Raw genomic sequence first — 18,156 nt, 5'->3', positions numbered from 1 at the left:
TATTTTTTAATAGATGTTAGTTAGTTATAGTAGCGTCAATAACTTGATAAGCACCTTGGTTGTTACACAAGTGACATGCCAAGGTTAGGGAAATTAAAATGTTGAAGAATACCGAAAACGTCTATGGTCTTATTACTATAATATTTCATTGGCTAATGGCGATAAGCATATTTTCATTGTTCGGTTTAGGGCTCTATATGGTTGAGCTAACTTACTACGATGCTTGGTATAAAGGGTCGTTAGACTTACATAAAAATATTGGTATGACGCTATTCGTTGCTTTGATGTTAAGAATTGTCTGGCGTGCAGTTAATATTACGCCAAAAAGTGCCGATGAATCAGCAAGCACTATTGAAGTGAAAGCTGCGCACTATGCCCACCTTGCTCTTTATGGCTTGATGGCAATTTTGATGTTCAGTGGCTATTTAATATCAACTGCCGATGGCAGAGCGATTGATGTCTTTGGCTTAATATCGATACCGGCATTACCAATAAGTTTTGCTAATCAAGAAGATATTGTTGGCAATATTCATGAAATTTTAGCATGGACGTTAATTTTACTCAGTGCGGGTCATGCACTTGCGGCACTAAAACATCACTTTATTAATAAAAATAATACCTTAGTAAGAATGCTAAAAGTATTACCAATAAAGTCATTAAATATAACGACTAAAGAACTGATCTAAATACAGAACTACATTAACTCATTTACTATTAACTTCTCTTCATTAGAGGATAGACAAGGAACATCACATGAAAAAAACATTAATCACCACCGCGCTAGCAACCAGTTTATTAGTCAGTTCAGTATTGGCCACGTTATCAATTAGCACTGCACAGGCCGCTGATTACAAAGTAGATGTTGAAGGTGCACATGCCTTTGTACAATTTAAAATTAAGCATTTGGGTTACAGCTGGTTATTAGGGCGTTTTAATACCTTTGATGGTAACTTCTCTTATGATGATAAGTCACCTAACAGCGCTAAAATTAGTATTGAAATAGACACGAAAAGTATTGATTCGAACCATGCTGAACGTGATAAGCACCTTAAAGGCAAAGACTTCCTAAATGTTAGTAGCTTTCCAAAAGCGACTTTTACCAGTAATAGTATTAAATTCAGCGATGATGAGAATGCGATGGTTACCGGAGAGTTCACTTTAAAAGGTGTGACTAAAACTATTAGCTTTCCAGTAGTAAAAATTGGTGAAGGACAAGATCCTTGGGGTGGTCATCGTGCAGGTTTTTCAGGAACCACCAGCTTAAAGTTAGCAGATTACGGTATTAGCTATAATTTAGGCCCAGCGTCAACGCATGTTGAAATGGCTTTGCATATTGAAGGCGTAAGAATTTAGTTCCGTATTGCTTTTACCCTCAACCTTGAAGCCAGCTTAATGCTGGTTTTTCTCAATGACTAATAAATTTTCATGCCTATGTAGTTAACTCAATATTTTGCTGTAACGTCATCTTCGAAGTCTCTGATCGAAGATCCATCACTTTTACAAACTGGAAGACACCACTTGGATGACGTTCCTGATCCAAGTGCATCGGCATGAAAATATTTTTATCATTAAGCCCTCTCTATCAATATCAACTAAATCCCACTGTTAATAACATTAGTTAAGATAAAGCTAACTCCGATCCTGTCACTTATTCTTCTCATGCGTAGCGTTTTGCGAAACAATATCAATTTAAAATAGTAAATAGAGCGATTAATTAACTCTTCAAAATATACAAAATTTTACTACCAAGTCTATAATTAAAAGGCTGAGAAGCGATCTCTGTCATCTTTTTTATTGTTGGTATATCAATTGCAATTCAACTATGACTTAGGGCTTACTAATTCAATTATATGTTTAATTATAAGTTCAACTTTAAGCTTTACATAATAGGGATAGCATATGTTAAAAGAAAAAAGTGTTCTCATAGTTGACGATGAAAGAGGTGTTAGAGATACATTAAAAAGAGGGATCCACCGTCAATTTAATAAAGCAGACAAACGTGTTGATATTATTGAAGCTGGTAATGGTGAGGAAGCAATAGCCTTAGCCAATAGTTCGCCACCTGATTTGATTATTATGGACATTCGCATGCCTATAATGGATGGCTTAAAAGCCTGTAGCATTTTAAGAAGCGATAGTCGGTTTGCCTCGACCATGATCATTATGCTGACGTGTGAAGTAGCAGAGGAAAGTGCGGGTTTACTTTCCGGCGCTGATGATTACATTCTCAAGCCTTTTAATATAAAAACCTTACTTATTCGTATAGAAAAAGGCTTATTTAAACAAGGAGGCATGAGGCCTACTGCTTACGCTGAAAGTGAGGGTGCTTTAACTAAAAGCTATTTTGTCGACTGCTGGTTACATTATGAGATTGCACGAGCAAAACGTCATCAACATCCACTAAGCTTATTGTTAATAAAGCTAGCAAGAACAGATACCAAGCAATCATCACAAAGTAGAGACGTAGAAGTGATAAAACTGTTAAAACGTCGCGCATCTGATCCATTGATAAAATGGGATGATAATACCTTTGCTATTTTACTTATAGAAACTTGCGCAGATGACGCCATTTTACTTGCCAAAAATCTTAGTTGGTTAGTTATGGAGAGTCCTAAATTTTCTCAGGCTAGTATAGGTATTGCCAACTTAGAAGATACCCTTACTGATGATTTGATACTTAATGCAGAAAATTCATTAGCAGCATCAATTAATACCGGGAAAACTGTATTAAATCGATTATCTGTTTGTTCGGAGTGATTATGTTTAGGACTTACTTCAGCGATATGGGAGGAATATATAATGTTTGTTTTTAATGTTTTTTCGGAATTTTTAGTGCGATTTTTAGCTTTTTCATTATTGATTTTTCCTATGTCATGTTATGCCGATTTTACTAATAATCTCAGATGGAGTTTAGACGCCAGTGCTCGGTTAAATCAAAATGACGCATTAGATAATACCAGTCGGATTTATGCCTTAGGTTTAGATTCCCATAAGGTTTTTACTTCATCAAATGGTGATGTTGGCTATGGTGTAGGGCAATTTTATTATACTAAGTTATCAAACCATATTCCGGTACCTTTCTTATTTACGTCTAAAGATGATGGTGAGCTTATTATTCGAGAAGCGCACCTAAATTATACTGCCGGTCCTAATTGGCTCCCCAATATTCGGGTAGGCCACTTTGTATTACCTTTTGGTTTAGAAGAGAGCATTGATACCAATGGTCGTTTACTTGATTACTCACATGGAAAAAACTTGGGAGCAAAGCTTGATTGGGGGCTTGGCCTTAACAAAGTGGTAAGCCAAGTTGAGTATAGCGTTAGTTATACCTTGGGTGGTAAAGACAAAGCTAAATCGGTTGATGGCTCTTATGCTGTTAGCGGACGAATAGGGTCATTAAGTCACTTAGATTTTGTCGTTGGTTTATCGATTTATGATGGAAATATTGATGATGTTTCACGAAAAAGATTAGCACTTGATTGGCAATATTATTGGGGAACATGGGGGCTATTAGGAGAGTTGGCGTTAGGAGAAGATAATAAAAAATCTCAACGCATGCAAAAAGAAAAGTATAGCTTACTTGAATTGAATAAAACTTCGATAAATGGGCAGTTTAAGTTATATAGCCAGTTTATTGTCAGCGATAAAGAAAACCAAAAAAGTACAGATAAGCTGATCAATATTGGCTTCAGTTATCAATTTAATACACAGTTAGAGTTAAGCATGTCGGGCCGTAAACAATTTAATAATCCGTCAATGGGCCAAAAACAACAATTGCTTAGAGTACAACTAAGGGTTAGGTACTGATATGAAAATACGTTTTGTTTCATTAATGTTGATAGTCATGCTGATATTGATTTCGGGCAATGTAAATGCAATTGCTTATTGTTCTTTACGCGATCCTGTCGCGCAAATAGGAAAACTCTTTCCGCAGAAAACTAATCAACTTTCTATCGTTAAAACGGTAGATGACAATACTCGGGCTCAAGTCCAAATAGCACTGCCCAGTAATGACTTACATTTTAGTGAGCTAGGTCAGCATACCCTGTATATCGCTATGTTAGGTAAAGAAGCATTAGGTTATGTGCATGTGAGATCAGAACAAAGTGACTGGGGATTAGTCGAAATAGTTTGGGCGATAGATAAAAACTTAAGAATAAGTAACTTTGTTTTTCAACGTTGTCGAAGTCCTAAAAAGAAAATTGCAGAAGATAGTGGTTTTAAAGCTATGTTTGTTGGTAAAAATTACCAAGAGTTAAAAGAGCTATTGAGTGATGATGGTGTTACCGCAAAGATAGACGTGTTGGAAAAAGCACAAAACGCTCCTGAGTTAGCTAATGTAGTTTTAAGGTGCGCACTGAAAACATTATTACTAACTGAAATTCTATGGGGAGAGGAATTAGAAAAGCTGTAGTTACGGTAAGTAGCTAACTATTATAATAATTTAACAATGGCAATTAACAATGGCAATTAATAATGAAAATTTCTAATTATAATCAGCTGTTGGCAATAAGCACGTTATTGTCAGGTGTGATTATCTTTGCAAGTCTTTGGCATCAGTATCAAAAAGTTGAGCAGATATCACGTGCTCATTATGAGTCGCGTTTATTAGTACAAACGGTTAATCATACTTTCACTATGTCGAGACTTTGGCTGACCACGCAAGACTTACTTTTTTCGGGTCGACAAACCTATTTAGCAAAAGGTATAAAAGACCAATCTGAACAACTCAAAAAAACCCTTCTTTTAGTTCAGACAGAAATACCTAAAAGTGAGGGAGAAAATTTAGTACGACGTTTGATTGCTGCTATCGAATCAAACGATGATATCGTCAATAGGTTTTCGCATATTTCAATGCAAGAAACCAAGCTTTGGCAAACGACGGTTGCAGCATCTGACAAGGTAACGACGCAATATGTTAGTGACTTAGAACTACTGTCTGAACAAGTAGTGAATGACAATAACTCCTTGAGTAAGCAGACTAAAATAGCGACAAGCAACTTTACTACCTTGTCAATCCTAGTGGTTTCTTTGTATTCATTTTTTATGTTACTCACGGTAAGTTTCTTTAGTAAATACATAGTCAAACCCATCGAAAATATTACCTCGTTAGCTCAGCGACCTATAGACGATGAAGCGATTGTTGAGTTTAGACAACGTAGGGCGCCTACTGAGGTCAAAGAATTATCAAGTGCAATTCAGAAATTTACTCAGCATATTACTATTGAAAAAAAGAAAGCGGAGCAAGAGCGACTTAATGTTATTAGGGCGAATGACAAAGCAAATATCATTATGGATACCATCCCTTGCGCAGTCGTGCTGGTTAATGATCATGGCTTGATCAAAGAATGTAATATAGAAACTGAAAAATTATTATTAAGTGATAAAGCAGACATAATTGATAAAAAAATATCAGATTTTGTGCCAGCATTAGCAACATTGGAGGGGCAGTTTGATAGCGAAATGGCGATAAAAAATATGGAAGAATCTCTTCTTTCACCCAAGTTTGAACACCCTCACATTGAATTTTCAGGCCGAAAGATAGTTATCAAATGTGCTGTTAATTATCTAATTACCTTGATTGATATTAATGAAAGAAAACATAGCCAAAAAGCATTGTCTTCATTAAATGAGCAGTTAATCAATGCAGAAAAACTTGCCTCCATTGGTCAATTATCAGCAGGCATTGCTCATGAAATTAATAATCCAGTAGGTTATATCAGTAGTAACTTGGATGTACTTAATGGCTACTTTACGCCACTGATGTCTTATATAGCATTAACCAAAGATAGGGATAAAAATAGTGCCGCTTATGCACTTTATCAGCAAGAAGATTTAGGTTTTATACTTGATGATATTCAACCCTTAATCACATCAACCTTAGAGGGAGCTGCAAGGGTGAGTCAAATTATCAAGGATCTAGGCAATTATGCTCATGTTGATGATAAAGTTCCTGAAACGATCTCTATTGATGAGTTAATTGAAAAAAGCCTTACTCTAGTGGCTAATGAACTTAAGTACAAAGTTGAGATAACGAAAGACTTAGACGCAAAGGTTGATGTCGAGTGTTTCCCACAAAAATTATTACAAGTATTTATTAATATGCTAGTTAATGCTTCTCATGCCATTGAAACTAAAGGTAATATTTTAATCTCTTCACGCATTGAAGAACAGGAAGTGAATATACGTTTTGAAGATGATGGTGCAGGTATTAGTCAAGATCACTTGAAAAGTATTTTTGATCCATTTTTCACTACTAAGCCTGTTGGGAAAGGAACCGGTCTGGGGCTTCATATTGTCAGATCTATTATTGAAGAACATCATGGGCGTATTGATGTCGGCTCTAAAATTGGCCAAGGCAGTCAATTTGATATTTATTTGCCTATTCATCATGTTGAATTAGCTAAGAGGGAGTTAAGTATTAATAAAACAATGAGTTAAGTTATTTGTTAAGTACAGCCTGTTCCTAATGTCATTTTGTGTTTGGTATAGTAACTGTGCTACAAATATTGTAGCATGATGTTTTTATCATTGTAGGCATGACTATGACAATACCACTCCCTGGCTCACAAGTGCGTGGCTCTAAAACCGGTAAACCTATTATGGCATTACTTGATTTACTTGGCCGAACTTGGGCATTAGGTATTATTTGGAATTTACATAGTGGGCCTGCAACCTTTAGAGAGTTGCAACAACGCTGTGAGAAAATTTCGCCTACCTTGTTAAATACTCGATTAAAAGAACTCAAGACACTACAGCTTATTGAAATGAAAGAAGCTGGTTATCAATTATCCCATCAAGGTGTTGATTTATTTAAGATTGTCTCTCCATTAGGGCATTGGTCCTCTCAATGGGCACAAGCACTTAAGGAAGAAAGCGAATAATGACATTAGCTTACGGCAATATGCCCCTAGATAGAGGTACTAACCAACGAAAGAACAAACGCTGGTTAGCTGCTGAATTTACCCGTGAAGATACTTTATTTTGTGTTATTCATGAGGGGCAATGTCTCTTTGATAGAGATGAGTTTCTTGCACCAATTTATCTGAGTAAAACACAACTACCAACCGTTACTGTTGATAGTTGTATTTATTTGGGTAAAGGAGATTTAGGTAAAGGAAACTTAGATAGCCAGAAGCCAACAGAAATTTCCATTTTTGCTATCGATTTTAATAAATTACGTTTTTCCACTCAGGAAGCGCTAATTGAAATGGGTCAATGGCAAGAACTTAGAAAAGTTACCGCCAATTTGTCAGCCATTGATGCTTCAATTTTAGCGCTTGCTAAAGGGCTAGTGCATTGGCATATCAGTCATCAATTTTGCGGTCAATGTGGGCATGGTAATCGTTCAGTTGAGGCCGGACATGCTAGACGTTGCTCTGATTGTCGTAATATGACATTTCCACGTACCGATCCGGCAGTCATTATGCTAGTCGAAAGAATGTTTGATGATGGTGTTGCTCGTTGTTTATTAGGCAGGCAAGCGAGCTGGGCTGAGGGGATGTACTCAACACTAGCCGGTTTTGTTGATCCAGGTGAAACCCTCGAGCAAGCCGTGATCAGAGAGGTGGTTGAAGAAGCTGGAATAATTGTTGAAAATCCGCAATATATTGCTTCGCAACCTTGGCCATTTCCAGCGTCGATAATGCTAGGTTTTACCGCTGTTGCTACGTCAGAAAAAATTGATATCAGTCAAGATGACCTAGAGGCCGCGCAGTGGTTTTCTCGTGAGCAATTAGCTGACTTTTCCATACATAGCGCACTCAAATCTGGGGAAGAAGCGCCAATTAAAGCTCAGTATAAAATGAGCAGTGGCGATTCGATTTCCTCTTATTTAATAAAAGCTTGGTTGAATAAGGAAATAGGGCAGTATTAATCAACAATATTTAGTTGAGCTAAAGCTAAACAACTAAATGTCGTTTAGGCCGTTTAGCTGTGTGGCTTTAGTAATATTGCCGATTTCAAAGCTGAAATTTTAGTTGAAATTAGTGTTTTCATGGCTATTAGTAGCATAATTCTCTGCTCTGTCATTGTGCTTTTATTATTTCAACCCCCTATCTTTGGTGCAATCGAGCGCCATCAAGCGGTAAAGTTAACCAGTAACCCATTGATATAAAAGCTTAATATATATTGGCTTAAATTTTGCTATTCCACTTATTGAACAAACTGCAGCTTTACGCAAGTACCTTAGAGTAAGTACTTATAAACAAAACAATGGTTTAAGCATGTAATTATGATAGTAAATAAAGCGGTTAACAAAATGAAAACTAACGGTGAGCAAGCAAAAATAGCTTCAAATACACACATTGTAGTGCTGTTAATTGAAGAGCCACAGGTACGTACTTCACCACTAAAAAAAGCATTACTTGATTTCAACTATCTAATAACTAAACAATTGTCATTTAATGACAACATTATTACAGAAGTTGAGCGCTGCAATCCTGATATTTTGATCTTATCGACGGATCTAGCCAGTGATAAAATGCTTAAAGATCTCGCCGAAATAAATAAATTGTTACCTTTGCCTATTGTCATCTTTGCTGAATATGACTCTCCGAATATTATAAAAAAGGCAATAAAGGCAGGTGTTAGTGCTTATGTGGTTCATGAAATATTGCCGCAACGTATAGAGAGTATTCTTTTAGTAGCGAATGAACGCTTTAAAGCAGTTCAAGCACTGCGTAATGAACTAAAACAAGCCAAAAGCCAGTTAGAAGACCGAAAATATATTGAAAGAGCGAAGGGGCATATCATGCAACAGAAGCAGGTCAGCGAAAGCGAAGCTTATGCTGCCCTAAGGAAAATGGCGATGGATCAAGGCAGCACGTTAGCCACGGTATCGAAAAACATTATTGATGTTTGTCAGTTGTTTTCAAAGTCCAGTGTGTGAACACTAATGGTGCATTTCATTTTTTTTGTGCAATTAAAAAATAATTTTTTTCATACAATGTTAAGCAAGCCCTTTAAAATCAGTAGATTAAAATGTGGCGTACTATTTGCTTTTGTATAGTCAGCAGTTAGAGTTATAAAAAATAAAGTAACTTTTTATCAACGGCGATAAAAAGCGATAGATAAAATCTGTTCGCAACGAAGCAACAGAATTACGCAAGGTATTTGTCCTAGCGTAACAAGAGCAATGGCGCTCATCAGTAATCAACCTTTACAGGGGGATCATTGGTGGGCGTTTTTTTTTGACATTTTTTAATCATATTACTGGAAGGATTTAACAATGAACTGGAAGAAATCGATAACCACCCTAAAAAGAGCGGTACTAAGTACCGCGGTTTTACTCTCGTTGACTAATACCGCCTTTAGCGAAACTTTAGGTGAACCTGAAAAGGAAGAGTTGAAGTTTGGTTTTATTAAACTAACCGATATGGCGCCTATTGCTATAGCTTATGAAAACGGTTATTTCGAAGACGAAGGTTTGTATGTCACCATTGAAGCGCAAGCTAACTGGAAAGTGTTACTTAATGGTGTTATTGATGGCACGTTAGATGGCGCCCATATGCTTGCGGGTCAACCTATTGCAGCTACCATGGGATATGGAACTAAAGCACATATCATTACGCCTTTTTCGATGGATCTAAATGGTAACGCTATTACCGTTTCTAACGATATCTGGAAAAAAATGAAGCCAAACATTCCGAAAATGGCTGATGGTAGACCGGTACATCCAATCAAAGCCGATTCATTAAAACCCGTTATAGAAAGTTTAGCAGCAGAAGGTAAGCCCTTTAAAATGGGCATGGTATTTCCTGTTTCGACCCATAACTACGAGTTACGTTATTGGTTAGCCGCTGGCGGAATACACCCAGGTTATTATGCCCCACATAAAGGAGATAATTCTGGACAAATTGATGCACAAGCTTTGCTTTCAGTAACGCCGCCACCACAAATGCCATCAACAATGGAAGCCGGTACTATTCACGGTTATTGTGTCGGTGAACCCTGGAATCAGCAAGCGGTCTTTAAAGGCATTGGCGTACCCGTAGTTACCGACTATGAAATATGGAAAAACAACCCAGAAAAAGTATTCGGCATGAGTGCTGCTTTTGCAGAAAAATATCCGAACACCACTATTCGTTTAACACGAGCCCTTATTCGCGCGGCTAAATGGTTAGACGACAACAACAATGTTAACCGTCCTGCAGCCGTTAAAATATTATCTCAATCTAATTATGTGGGTGCTGATTACGATGTTATTGCTAACTCAATGACAGGTACTTTCGAATATGAAAAAGGTGATAAACGAGCCGTGCCTGATTTCAACGTATTCTTCAGATATAACGCTACGTTTCCATACTACTCAGATGCTATTTGGTATCTCACGCAAATGCGTCGTTGGGGCCAGATTTCAGATGACAAAAGTGACCAATGGTACAAAGACTTAGCGGCTAAAGTATATCGTCCTGATATTTACGAAAAGGCGGCTAAATCTTTGATTGCCGATAAATTAATTTCTGCAAGTGATTTCCCTGACTTTACTAAAGAAACCGGGTTTAAAGCACCACAACAGCATTTTATCGACGATATTGTTTATGACGGTAATCAACCAAATGCCTATTTAGAAAAATTCGCACTGGGTCTTAAAAAGGGTGACAAGCTTTAAGCGTTAATCGCTAAAGCTGATTATATAAGGGGTAATAAATGAGTTTAACAACAGTAAATGCAAGCCAATTAACCGTAACAGAGCAGGTGATGAAAGTTTCTAAAAATGTCTTAAGTAAAATCACTAATGCGATGTTACTGCCTATTATTGGTATTACAATATTTATATTTTTTTGGTCTATTGCAGCACAGAGTATTCATACCTCTTTAGGAACTTTTCCTGGGCCAAATGCTGTTGTTAAACAATTTTCTTCACTCTATGACGAACATGTCGTAGAACGAGAAAAAGCTGAGGCTTTTTATCAGCGACAAGAAAAACGCAATGCAGCTAAACAAGAAAAGAACCCTGATTATGTCGGTAAAATAAGAGCATATACAGGTAAGGAAACATTTTTTGATCAAATTCTTACTAGTTTATTTACGGTGACGTGCGGCTTCTTAGTCGCAGCAATTATAGCCATCCCATTAGGTATTTGGATGGGGTTAAATAAACGCTTAAATTCAGCAATAAATCCTATTGTACAAATATTTAAGCCGGTATCGCCGCTGGCTTGGTTGCCCTTAGTGACTATGGTTGTTAGTGCGCTGTATGTCTCTGATGATCCTATGGTATCAAAGTCATTTCTAACGTCATTAATCACCGTGAGCTTATGTAGCTTGTGGCCCATGGTTATTAATACTTCGATTGGTGTCTCTTCAATAGACAGCGATTTACTCAATGTGAGTAAGGTTTTGCGCTTACCGACATTCACCCATATTCAAAAAATAGTTTTACCGGCGTCAGTCCCGATGATTTTCACTGGTATGCGTTTGTCATTTGGTGTTGCTTGGATGGTACTGATTGCTGCAGAAATGCTAGCGCAAAACCCCGGTTTAGGTAAGTTTGTTTGGGATGAGTTCCAAAATGGTAGTTCAGACTCTTTGGCTCGTATCATGGCCGCGGTCATTGTCATTGGTTTTATTGGCTTTCTATTAGACCGAGCCATGCTGGAACTACAACGAAAAGTCTCTTGGGATAAATCAAGCGCAAGCGTTTAAGGAATCATTATGAATTTATCAGCTTCAGAAAATACAGAGTTTTTAGAAAAAAACACGCCACAAGCCTTTTTAAATATTAGTCAAATAGACATGGTTTTCCCTACAGATACTGGCGGCTTTACGGCGTTAAAGAATGTAGACCTAAAAATTGATAAAGGCGAGTTCATTTCGCTGATTGGTCACTCTGGTTGTGGTAAATCAACCGTGCTTAATATTGTTGCAGGGCTTTATCAAGCAACGAAAGGTGGTGTTTTACTGCAGAATAAAGAAGTAAATGAACCCGGACCAGAGCGTGCAGTGGTTTTTCAAAACCACTCATTGTTACCTTGGTTAACGGCTTATCAAAATGTTGAGCTGGCAGTAAAGCAAGTATTCAACAACACCATGTCAAAAGCAGAGATGAAAGAGTGGATTGAATACAACCTCAAACTTGTGCATATGGACCACGCCATGTTTAAACGTCCCGATGAAATATCTGGTGGTATGAAGCAACGGGTTGGTATTGCGCGTGCCTTAGCGATGCAGCCAGAAGTCTTATTAATGGATGAGCCGTTTGGCGCCCTTGATGCCTTAACCCGTGCGCATATGCAAGACTCACTGATGGAAATTCAAAGTGAGCTTAATAATACGGTGATCATGATCACCCATGATGTTGATGAAGCGGTATTACTTTCGGATCGCATCGTCATGATGACCAATGGGCCAGAAGCAACTGTTGGGGAAATTCTCGATGTAAAACTAGAGCGCCCGCGCAGTCGATTATCACTTGCCAAAGATATTGAATATAACCGACTTCGTTCTGAAGTATTAACCTTCCTTTATGAGAAACAAAGAAAGGTAGAAAACATAAGCAGTAAAGCGGTAACCCCTAAATCAATACCGAGGAAACGTGTCAGTAGCCAATAATAACAATAATAATAATTACAAAATAACTTAACTTAACATAAAACATGAAAGGAAGATTAACCCATGACATTGAATAAAATCGCTTTATGTCTATCCATCAGCTTAGCGGCTAGTTGTTCATCTATGGCTTTTGCTGAAGATTATTCAATAGCCGATGCCGTAATTAATGGTAAAACTAAGATTAATTTAAACCTACGTTATGAAACAGTAGATCAAGACAACGCCAAAAAAGATGCTGATGCGCTTACTTTACGCACGCGCTTAACTTACGAAACAGGCAAGGTAGCAGGCTTTTCTTCTTTAATTGAATTTGAAGATTCTCGTACCGTACTTGGTATGGATGATTACAATAATACTCTAGGTAAAAATACCGATTATTCAGTGATAGCCGATCCTGAAACAACAGAGCTTGACCAATTTTTACTGCAATACCAACAAGAGTCATTTGCCATCAAAGTGGGTCGTCAGTTGATTACTATGAATAACCATCGATTCGTTGGTCATGTTGGCTGGCGTCAAGATAGGCAAACATTTGATGGGGTAACTTTTGTTTATCAGCCTATTAAAGATTTAACGGTAGATTATGGTTATATTACCAAACGTAATAGAATTTTTGCCGAAGCTAAAGATATAGATTCTAATGATCATTTACTCAATGCAGCTTACAAAACTTCATTGGGTAAAATCACTGCTTATGGCTATTTATTAGAAGTTGATAATGAGTCTGACAATGGCTTAGATACCTTTGGTATTCGGTTTAATGGTGGTACGTCAATTGGTGAACAAAAAATATCTTACCAAGTAGAATATGCTCAACAAGATGCTGATAATGCAGCCACGTCTTACTCTGCTGATTACCTCTTAGCTGAAGTAAGTAGTGCATTTTCAGGTATTGGTCTTAAACTTGGTTACGAATTACTTGGGTCAGATAATGGTAATTACGGTTTTTCGACGCCTTTAGCGACCTTGCATAAGTTTAATGGTTGGTCAGATCAATTCTTAAATACGCCTAAAGAAGGTCTTGCCGATTTATATGCCAGTGTTGGCGGTAAAGTTGCGGGCGGAAAATGGGCCGTTATCTATCACAAATTTGATGCCGATGACGCTTCAGCAACCGTTGATGATTTAGGCTCTGAAATTAATGCGATATATTCAAATAGCTTCACTAAAAACTATACTGCAGGTATTAAATTAGCGGCTTATTCTGCTGGTGATGAAACGGCAGGCAAGGTTGATACAAATAAAGTGTGGTTATGGTTAAACGCTAAGTTTTAGTTCTGTATTAACCAATGCTGAAAATTAGATAAGTGATGGCTAATGTGAATATAGCCATCACTTATTGTCACTTGTTTTCATTTATTTGTTAAGATTTATTCTTTTACAGCTAGACTTTTTCAGTTAAATTATTTTCAATAACCATAGCAATGCCTTGGCCAACACCAACACACATGGCGCACAGTGCATAACGTTTACCACTTCGTTCAAGCTGTTTAGTTGCTGTAATGAGTAAACGCGTACCACTCATACCTAAGGGATGACCCAGTGCAATAGCTCCCCCTTGAGGGTTTAAACGCTCATCATCATCTTTAAGTCCAAGCTCACGTGCACTGGCAAGCGCTTGTGCAGCAAAAGCTTCGTTGAACTCAATAATATCCATATCATCAATGCTAAGGCCTAAACGTTTTAATAGTTTGGCACTCGCTGGCGCGGGTCCAATACCCATAATTTCTGGAGTAACACCAATAACGGCAGATCCCAATATTTTTGCTCTTGGCGTTAGACCATTGGCTAATGCGGCTTCTTTGCTGGCGAGAATTACTGCGGCAGCGCCATCGTTTACCCCAGAGGTATTACCGGCAGTAACTGAGCCTCCGTCTCTAAAAGGTGTTTTGAGTGTTGCCAGTTTTTCTAACGAACTAAGACGTAAGTGCTCATCTTTTTCAACAACAATGTCAGCGCCACGTCGCTGAGGGATAACTACAGCGACTATTTCTTCTGCAAATCGACCAGCGTCTTGTGCTGCTTTGGCTTTGCTTTGACTAGCAAAAGCAAATTTATCTTGAGCTTCACGGCTGATGTTAAATTGCTCTGCGACATTTTCTGCCGTTTCAGGCATTGAATCGGTACCGTAGGCGCTATGTAGTTTTTGATTAACAAAGCGCCAGCCTAACGTGGTATCAAACAATTCAGCGTTACGTGAAAAAGCCGTTTCAGCTTTTGCCATCACCATAGGTGCACGTGACATGCTTTCAACGCCACCAGCAATTAACATCTCTGCTTCGCCGGCTTTAATGGCATTGCTCGCCATCGCAATGGCATTCATGCCAGAGCCACATAAACGGTTGATGGTGCAACCGGCAACTTGGGTCGGATATCCCGCTAATAACAATGCCATGCGAGAGACGTTACGATTGTCTTCACCGGCTTGGTTCGCGCAGCCTAAAATAACATCGTCGACTTGATTTAAGTCTAATGTTGGGTTTCTGTCTTTTAATGCTTTTAGTGGAATGGCCGCTAAATCATCAGCTCGCACTGATGAAAGTGAACCGCCATAACGGCCAATAGGAGTTCTGACACCATCGCAAATATATACGTCTTTCATTTTATTTTCCTTAGTAATAAATAAACGCTTCGTAATTTGAGTAACTTCGTTGTCAAAAGTACTCATTGACTAACGTCAACTCCGTGCTTCTTCCTAGAATTTTTCTCAAATACCTTTGCGTTTATTTTATTACTGATTTAATTTTATTAAGATTTTTATTTTGAGCAAACTTTAAATAATACGTTGGATAAGATTTAAATCATCTCTGGCTTTATTAGTTCAAAACCATCTTTCAAAACACTGACTAAATGGTCTATTTCTTTTTTACCCATAGCGGTTGAAAGCGTTGCTGAGCAAGTGTTTATCAACATAATACCATTATCAAATAAATGGTCGAGTAACTTAGTAATTAAGGCACTTTCAGCTTTATCAACATAGGCTTCACGGTAGTTTCTCGGTGGTGTGGGCTTAAGGTGAATTCTAAACATGCTACCTGCGCCGGTAACACAAGCAGCAATTACTACCTCTTTGATAGCTTTGTTAATTTCAGCTTTAGCGTAAATAGCTAAATCATTAAGTCTAGTTACCGCAGCTTGGTCAAAGTCTTTCATGGCGGCTAAACCTGCTGTCATGGTAATTGGGTTAGCCGAAAAAGTACCTGAGTGAGGCAATAAAACCTGTGGCTCAGTTGGGTCGAGTACCTTCATAACCTCATCACAACCTGCTAAAGCTCCTGCGGGGAAACCGCCACCAATAACTTTGCCCATGGCGGTTAAGTCAGGGCTAACATCATAGTTTTGCTGAGCACCACTGTAATTAGTTCTAAAGGTAATAACTTCATCGAACACCAGTAGTGATTTATTATCACGAGTCCACTTATGTAGCGCATTAATAAAGTCATTGCTGGCAGGAATTAAACCGACTCGATGAGGCAGTAAATCAACTAAAATACAGGCGATTTCATCTTTATGTTGATCTAATATTTTAATCGCTCGCTCGGTATCATTAAAAGGTATTACCACGACATCTTCTAATGCTTTTGCGGGTGTGCCTACCGCGACGGGGATACTGTTCGGCTTATCAAGTGTGCCCCAATTACTCGGGTTTGCTGTTTGGCTCACTTCGGCATAATCATAAGCGCCATGGTAAGCCCCTTCAACTTTGGCTATTTTAGCTTTACCTGTGTAGGCACGTGATGCTTTTAACATCGCCATTACTGCTTCGGTACCAGAATTAACAAAACGAATTTTATCAAAGCTTGGCACTCGGTCGCATAAAAGCTGAGCATAATTAACTTCGGCTTCGGTTGCCATGGTAAAGCAACTGCCTTTAGCGAGTTGTGCTGTTACGGCATCAACAATAGCAGGGTAGGCGTGACCATGAATTAATGATGCCATGTTATTAGCAAAATCAATGCGAGTAACACCTTCTACATCGGTAACATAACAGCCTTCACCTTTATCGGCGTAAAATGGATACGGTTTTCTAAAAATGGTGTTTCGACTAACACCGCCAGGTAATACTTTAAGCGCTTTGTTAAATAACTGTTCGCTTTTGTTAGTCATTATTTCTGACCCTCATTTAAATTATTCATCGTGACATGAGCTGCGCTCTGCAAAGTAACGCCAGTCCGTTGTTGTACATAATCAAAACTAATACCGGGTGCTAATTCAATAAGCATTAACCCCTCAGGCCTGACATCAATGACACATAAATCAGTGTAAATTCGATTAACGACTTTTTGCCCCGTCAGCGGGAAGCTACATTCAGCTAATATTTTAGCGTCACCTGTTTTTGTGGTGTGTTGAGTAATAATAAAAATAGTTTTAACCCCTGCGACTAAATCCATCGCGCCCCCCACAGCGGGAATAGCATCAACAGCGCCAGTAGACCAATTGGCTAAATCTCCTTTTGCAGAGACTTGCATTGCACCTAACACACAAACATCAATATGATTGCCGCGGATCATGGCAAAGCTGTCGCCGTGATGAAAATAAGCCGCACCTGGAATAGCGGTTACTGCTTTTTTACCGGCATTGATTAAATCTGGATCATGTTCGTCGGCAGTTGGAGAGTTTCCCATGCCAAGTAAACCATTTTCAGTATGATAAATAACTTCTCGGCCATCAGGCACATACTGAGCTACTTTCTCAGGGATACCTATGCCGAGATTTACATAGCTGCCATCTTCAATATCTTGTGCACAGCGTTGCGCCATTTGTTCTCTGTTCCAACCAATTTGTGCTGTTTGTCTATTTGATTGTTGATTGCTTGTTGCTAGCGTATTCATTTTTCTGCTCCTTGGCTTTTTATCGGCAGGTAAACTACGCCATCTTTAACTAATTGAGATTCCTGTTGTGGTTTGCTCACTTCAATAATACCGTTAACAAAAATACCGGGTGTTATTACGTTTTCAGCATCTATTGCACCTAGCTCTACCATCTCATTTGTTTGTACTAAGGTGTTTTTTGCTGCCATGGCCATAATTGGCGCAAAGTTACGGGCTGTTTTGTTAAAAGTTAAGTTGCCGTATCTATCGGCTTGTTTGGCTTTGATGAGGGCGAAATCAGCTTTTAAACCACGCTCCATCACATAGTTTTCACCCTCAAAATTACGAAGTTCTTTACCATCAGCTAGTGGCGTGCCTACGGATGTTTTAGTGAAAAAAGCCGGAATACCAGCGCCTCCAGCACGAATACGCTCGGCTAAGGTGCCTTGTGGGACAAGTTCTAGTGCAATTTTTCCACTGCGATATAGCTCTGGAAAAACTAAAGAGTTAGCGGTGCGCGGATATGAGCAGATCATTTTAGCGACTTGGCCATTTTCAATAAGTGCAGCTAAACCAACACGACCACTTCCGGTATTGTTATTAACTACCGTTAAGTTTTTTGCGCCGTGATCTATTAACGCGTGAATTAATTCTATCGGACTACCGGCTTCACCAAAACCGCCAATCATTATCGTATCGCCGTCTTTTATATTGGCAACGGCACTGGCACAACTTGCTACTCTTTTATCTATCATTTTGCACTACTCATCTCATATTCGAGTTAATTAAG

Annotated in this window: 17 protein-coding genes; 13 read left to right on the top strand and 4 right to left on the bottom strand. The window is 38.4% G+C overall.

What is annotated here, in order from left to right:
* Nucleotides 1–98 precede the first annotated feature (98 nt).
* The 13 genes from CXF85_RS03255 (at nt 99) to CXF85_RS03195 (ending at nt 13,830) form a co-directional block, all read left to right on the top strand.
* On the top strand, nt 99–686 hold the full coding sequence (locus CXF85_RS03255; protein WP_101227079.1) for a cytochrome b: 588 nt from the start codon (nt 99–101) through the stop codon (nt 684–686).
* A 67-nt stretch (nt 687–753) separates the two neighbouring features.
* Nucleotides 754–1,353, top strand: a complete 600-nt coding sequence (locus CXF85_RS03250) for a YceI family protein (protein ID WP_101227078.1) — start codon at nt 754–756, stop codon at nt 1,351–1,353.
* A 546-nt stretch (nt 1,354–1,899) separates the two neighbouring features.
* Nucleotides 1,900–2,757: a response regulator gene (locus tag CXF85_RS03245; protein ID WP_101227077.1), complete on the top strand. Its 858-nt coding sequence runs from the start codon at nt 1,900–1,902 to the stop codon at nt 2,755–2,757.
* Nucleotides 2,758–2,799: 42 nt separating this feature from the next.
* Complete coding sequence (locus CXF85_RS03240; RefSeq protein ID WP_101227076.1) at nt 2,800–3,807, top strand: hypothetical protein; 1,008 nt, start codon at nt 2,800–2,802, stop codon at nt 3,805–3,807.
* A 1-nt stretch (nt 3,808) separates the two neighbouring features.
* Nucleotides 3,809–4,414: a hypothetical protein gene (locus CXF85_RS03235; protein ID WP_101227075.1), complete on the top strand. Its 606-nt coding sequence runs from the start codon at nt 3,809–3,811 to the stop codon at nt 4,412–4,414.
* 62 nt (nt 4,415–4,476) lie between these two features.
* On the top strand, nt 4,477–6,441 hold the full coding sequence (locus CXF85_RS03230) for a PAS domain-containing sensor histidine kinase (RefSeq protein WP_101227074.1): 1,965 nt from the start codon (nt 4,477–4,479) through the stop codon (nt 6,439–6,441).
* Nucleotides 6,442–6,545: 104 nt separating this feature from the next.
* Nucleotides 6,546–6,884, top strand: a complete 339-nt coding sequence (locus CXF85_RS03225; RefSeq protein WP_101227073.1) for a winged helix-turn-helix transcriptional regulator — start codon at nt 6,546–6,548, stop codon at nt 6,882–6,884.
* Nucleotides 6,884–7,876, top strand: coding sequence for an NAD(+) diphosphatase (gene nudC, locus CXF85_RS03220; protein WP_101227072.1), 993 nt, complete (start codon nt 6,884–6,886; stop codon nt 7,874–7,876). The genes CXF85_RS03225 and nudC overlap by 1 nt, the downstream gene beginning before the upstream one ends.
* A gap of 357 nt (nt 7,877–8,233) precedes the next feature.
* Nucleotides 8,234–8,890, top strand: coding sequence for an ANTAR domain-containing response regulator (locus CXF85_RS03215; protein ID WP_101227071.1), 657 nt, complete (start codon nt 8,234–8,236; stop codon nt 8,888–8,890).
* A 339-nt stretch (nt 8,891–9,229) separates the two neighbouring features.
* Entirely contained in the window at nt 9,230–10,612 is a 1,383-nt protein-coding gene (locus CXF85_RS03210; RefSeq protein WP_101227070.1) for a CmpA/NrtA family ABC transporter substrate-binding protein, read from the top strand.
* Between the two features lie 89 nt (nt 10,613–10,701).
* On the top strand, nt 10,702–11,649 hold the full coding sequence (locus tag CXF85_RS03205; protein WP_101227330.1) for an ABC transporter permease: 948 nt from the start codon (nt 10,702–10,704) through the stop codon (nt 11,647–11,649).
* A 90-nt stretch (nt 11,650–11,739) separates the two neighbouring features.
* On the top strand, nt 11,740–12,555 hold the full coding sequence (locus CXF85_RS03200; RefSeq protein WP_442871859.1) for an ABC transporter ATP-binding protein: 816 nt from the start codon (nt 11,740–11,742) through the stop codon (nt 12,553–12,555).
* A gap of 63 nt (nt 12,556–12,618) precedes the next feature.
* On the top strand, nt 12,619–13,830 hold the full coding sequence (locus CXF85_RS03195; RefSeq protein ID WP_101227068.1) for an alginate export family protein: 1,212 nt from the start codon (nt 12,619–12,621) through the stop codon (nt 13,828–13,830).
* Nucleotides 13,831–13,939: 109 nt separating this feature from the next.
* Here the strand turns inward: CXF85_RS03195 and pcaF are convergent, their stop codons facing one another.
* The 4 genes from pcaF to CXF85_RS03175 all read right to left on the bottom strand — a co-directional run bounded on the left by pcaF (nt 13,940) and on the right by CXF85_RS03175 (nt 18,121).
* Nucleotides 13,940–15,157: a 3-oxoadipyl-CoA thiolase gene (gene pcaF / locus CXF85_RS03190; RefSeq protein WP_101227329.1), complete on the bottom strand. Its 1,218-nt coding sequence runs from the start codon at nt 15,155–15,157 to the stop codon at nt 13,940–13,942.
* Between the two features lie 194 nt (nt 15,158–15,351).
* The gene (locus CXF85_RS03185) at nt 15,352–16,662 is read right to left on the bottom strand and encodes an aspartate aminotransferase family protein (RefSeq protein WP_101227067.1); all 1,311 of its coding nucleotides are present in this window, start codon (nt 16,660–16,662) and stop codon (nt 15,352–15,354) included.
* A complete protein-coding gene (locus tag CXF85_RS03180; RefSeq protein WP_101227066.1) occupies nt 16,662–17,387 on the bottom strand; it encodes a 3-oxoacid CoA-transferase subunit B in 726 nt (241 codons plus the stop codon). The genes CXF85_RS03185 and CXF85_RS03180 overlap by 1 nt, the downstream gene beginning before the upstream one ends.
* Nucleotides 17,384–18,121, bottom strand: a complete 738-nt coding sequence (locus CXF85_RS03175) for a 3-oxoacid CoA-transferase subunit A (RefSeq protein WP_198555471.1) — start codon at nt 18,119–18,121, stop codon at nt 17,384–17,386. Before CXF85_RS03175 ends, CXF85_RS03180 begins: the two co-directional genes overlap by 4 nt.
* Nucleotides 18,122–18,156: the final 35 nt, after the last annotated feature.

It is taken from the genome of Colwellia sp. 75C3, from assembly GCF_002836255.1.
Classification (GTDB): domain Bacteria; phylum Pseudomonadota; class Gammaproteobacteria; order Enterobacterales; family Alteromonadaceae; genus Colwellia.
Note: the sequence above shows the minus strand (reverse complement) of the source record. Positions and strands in the feature narration are given on the sequence as shown.

Coding starts and splice junctions, on each gene's coding strand:
- CXF85_RS03255 (WP_101227079.1), top strand. CDS start 99: ATGTTGAAGAATACCGAAAACGTCTATGGTCTTATTACTATAATATTT.
- CXF85_RS03250 (WP_101227078.1), top strand. CDS start 754: ATGAAAAAAACATTAATCACCACCGCGCTAGCAACCAGTTTATTAGTC.
- CXF85_RS03245 (WP_101227077.1), top strand. CDS start 1,900: ATGTTAAAAGAAAAAAGTGTTCTCATAGTTGACGATGAAAGAGGTGTT.
- CXF85_RS03240 (WP_101227076.1), top strand. CDS start 2,800: ATGTTTGTTTTTAATGTTTTTTCGGAATTTTTAGTGCGATTTTTAGCT.
- CXF85_RS03235 (WP_101227075.1), top strand. CDS start 3,809: ATGAAAATACGTTTTGTTTCATTAATGTTGATAGTCATGCTGATATTG.
- CXF85_RS03230 (WP_101227074.1), top strand. CDS start 4,477: ATGAAAATTTCTAATTATAATCAGCTGTTGGCAATAAGCACGTTATTG.
- CXF85_RS03225 (WP_101227073.1), top strand. CDS start 6,546: ATGACAATACCACTCCCTGGCTCACAAGTGCGTGGCTCTAAAACCGGT.
- nudC (WP_101227072.1), top strand. CDS start 6,884: ATGACATTAGCTTACGGCAATATGCCCCTAGATAGAGGTACTAACCAA.
- CXF85_RS03215 (WP_101227071.1), top strand. CDS start 8,234: ATGATAGTAAATAAAGCGGTTAACAAAATGAAAACTAACGGTGAGCAA.
- CXF85_RS03210 (WP_101227070.1), top strand. CDS start 9,230: ATGAACTGGAAGAAATCGATAACCACCCTAAAAAGAGCGGTACTAAGT.
- CXF85_RS03205 (WP_101227330.1), top strand. CDS start 10,702: ATGAAAGTTTCTAAAAATGTCTTAAGTAAAATCACTAATGCGATGTTA.
- CXF85_RS03200 (WP_442871859.1), top strand. CDS start 11,740: ATGGTTTTCCCTACAGATACTGGCGGCTTTACGGCGTTAAAGAATGTA.
- CXF85_RS03195 (WP_101227068.1), top strand. CDS start 12,619: ATGACATTGAATAAAATCGCTTTATGTCTATCCATCAGCTTAGCGGCT.
- pcaF (WP_101227329.1), bottom strand. CDS start 15,157: ATGAAAGACGTATATATTTGCGATGGTGTCAGAACTCCTATTGGCCGT.
- CXF85_RS03185 (WP_101227067.1), bottom strand. CDS start 16,662: ATGACTAACAAAAGCGAACAGTTATTTAACAAAGCGCTTAAAGTATTA.
- CXF85_RS03180 (WP_101227066.1), bottom strand. CDS start 17,387: ATGAATACGCTAGCAACAAGCAATCAACAATCAAATAGACAAACAGCA.
- CXF85_RS03175 (WP_198555471.1), bottom strand. CDS start 18,121: ATGATAGATAAAAGAGTAGCAAGTTGTGCCAGTGCCGTTGCCAATATA.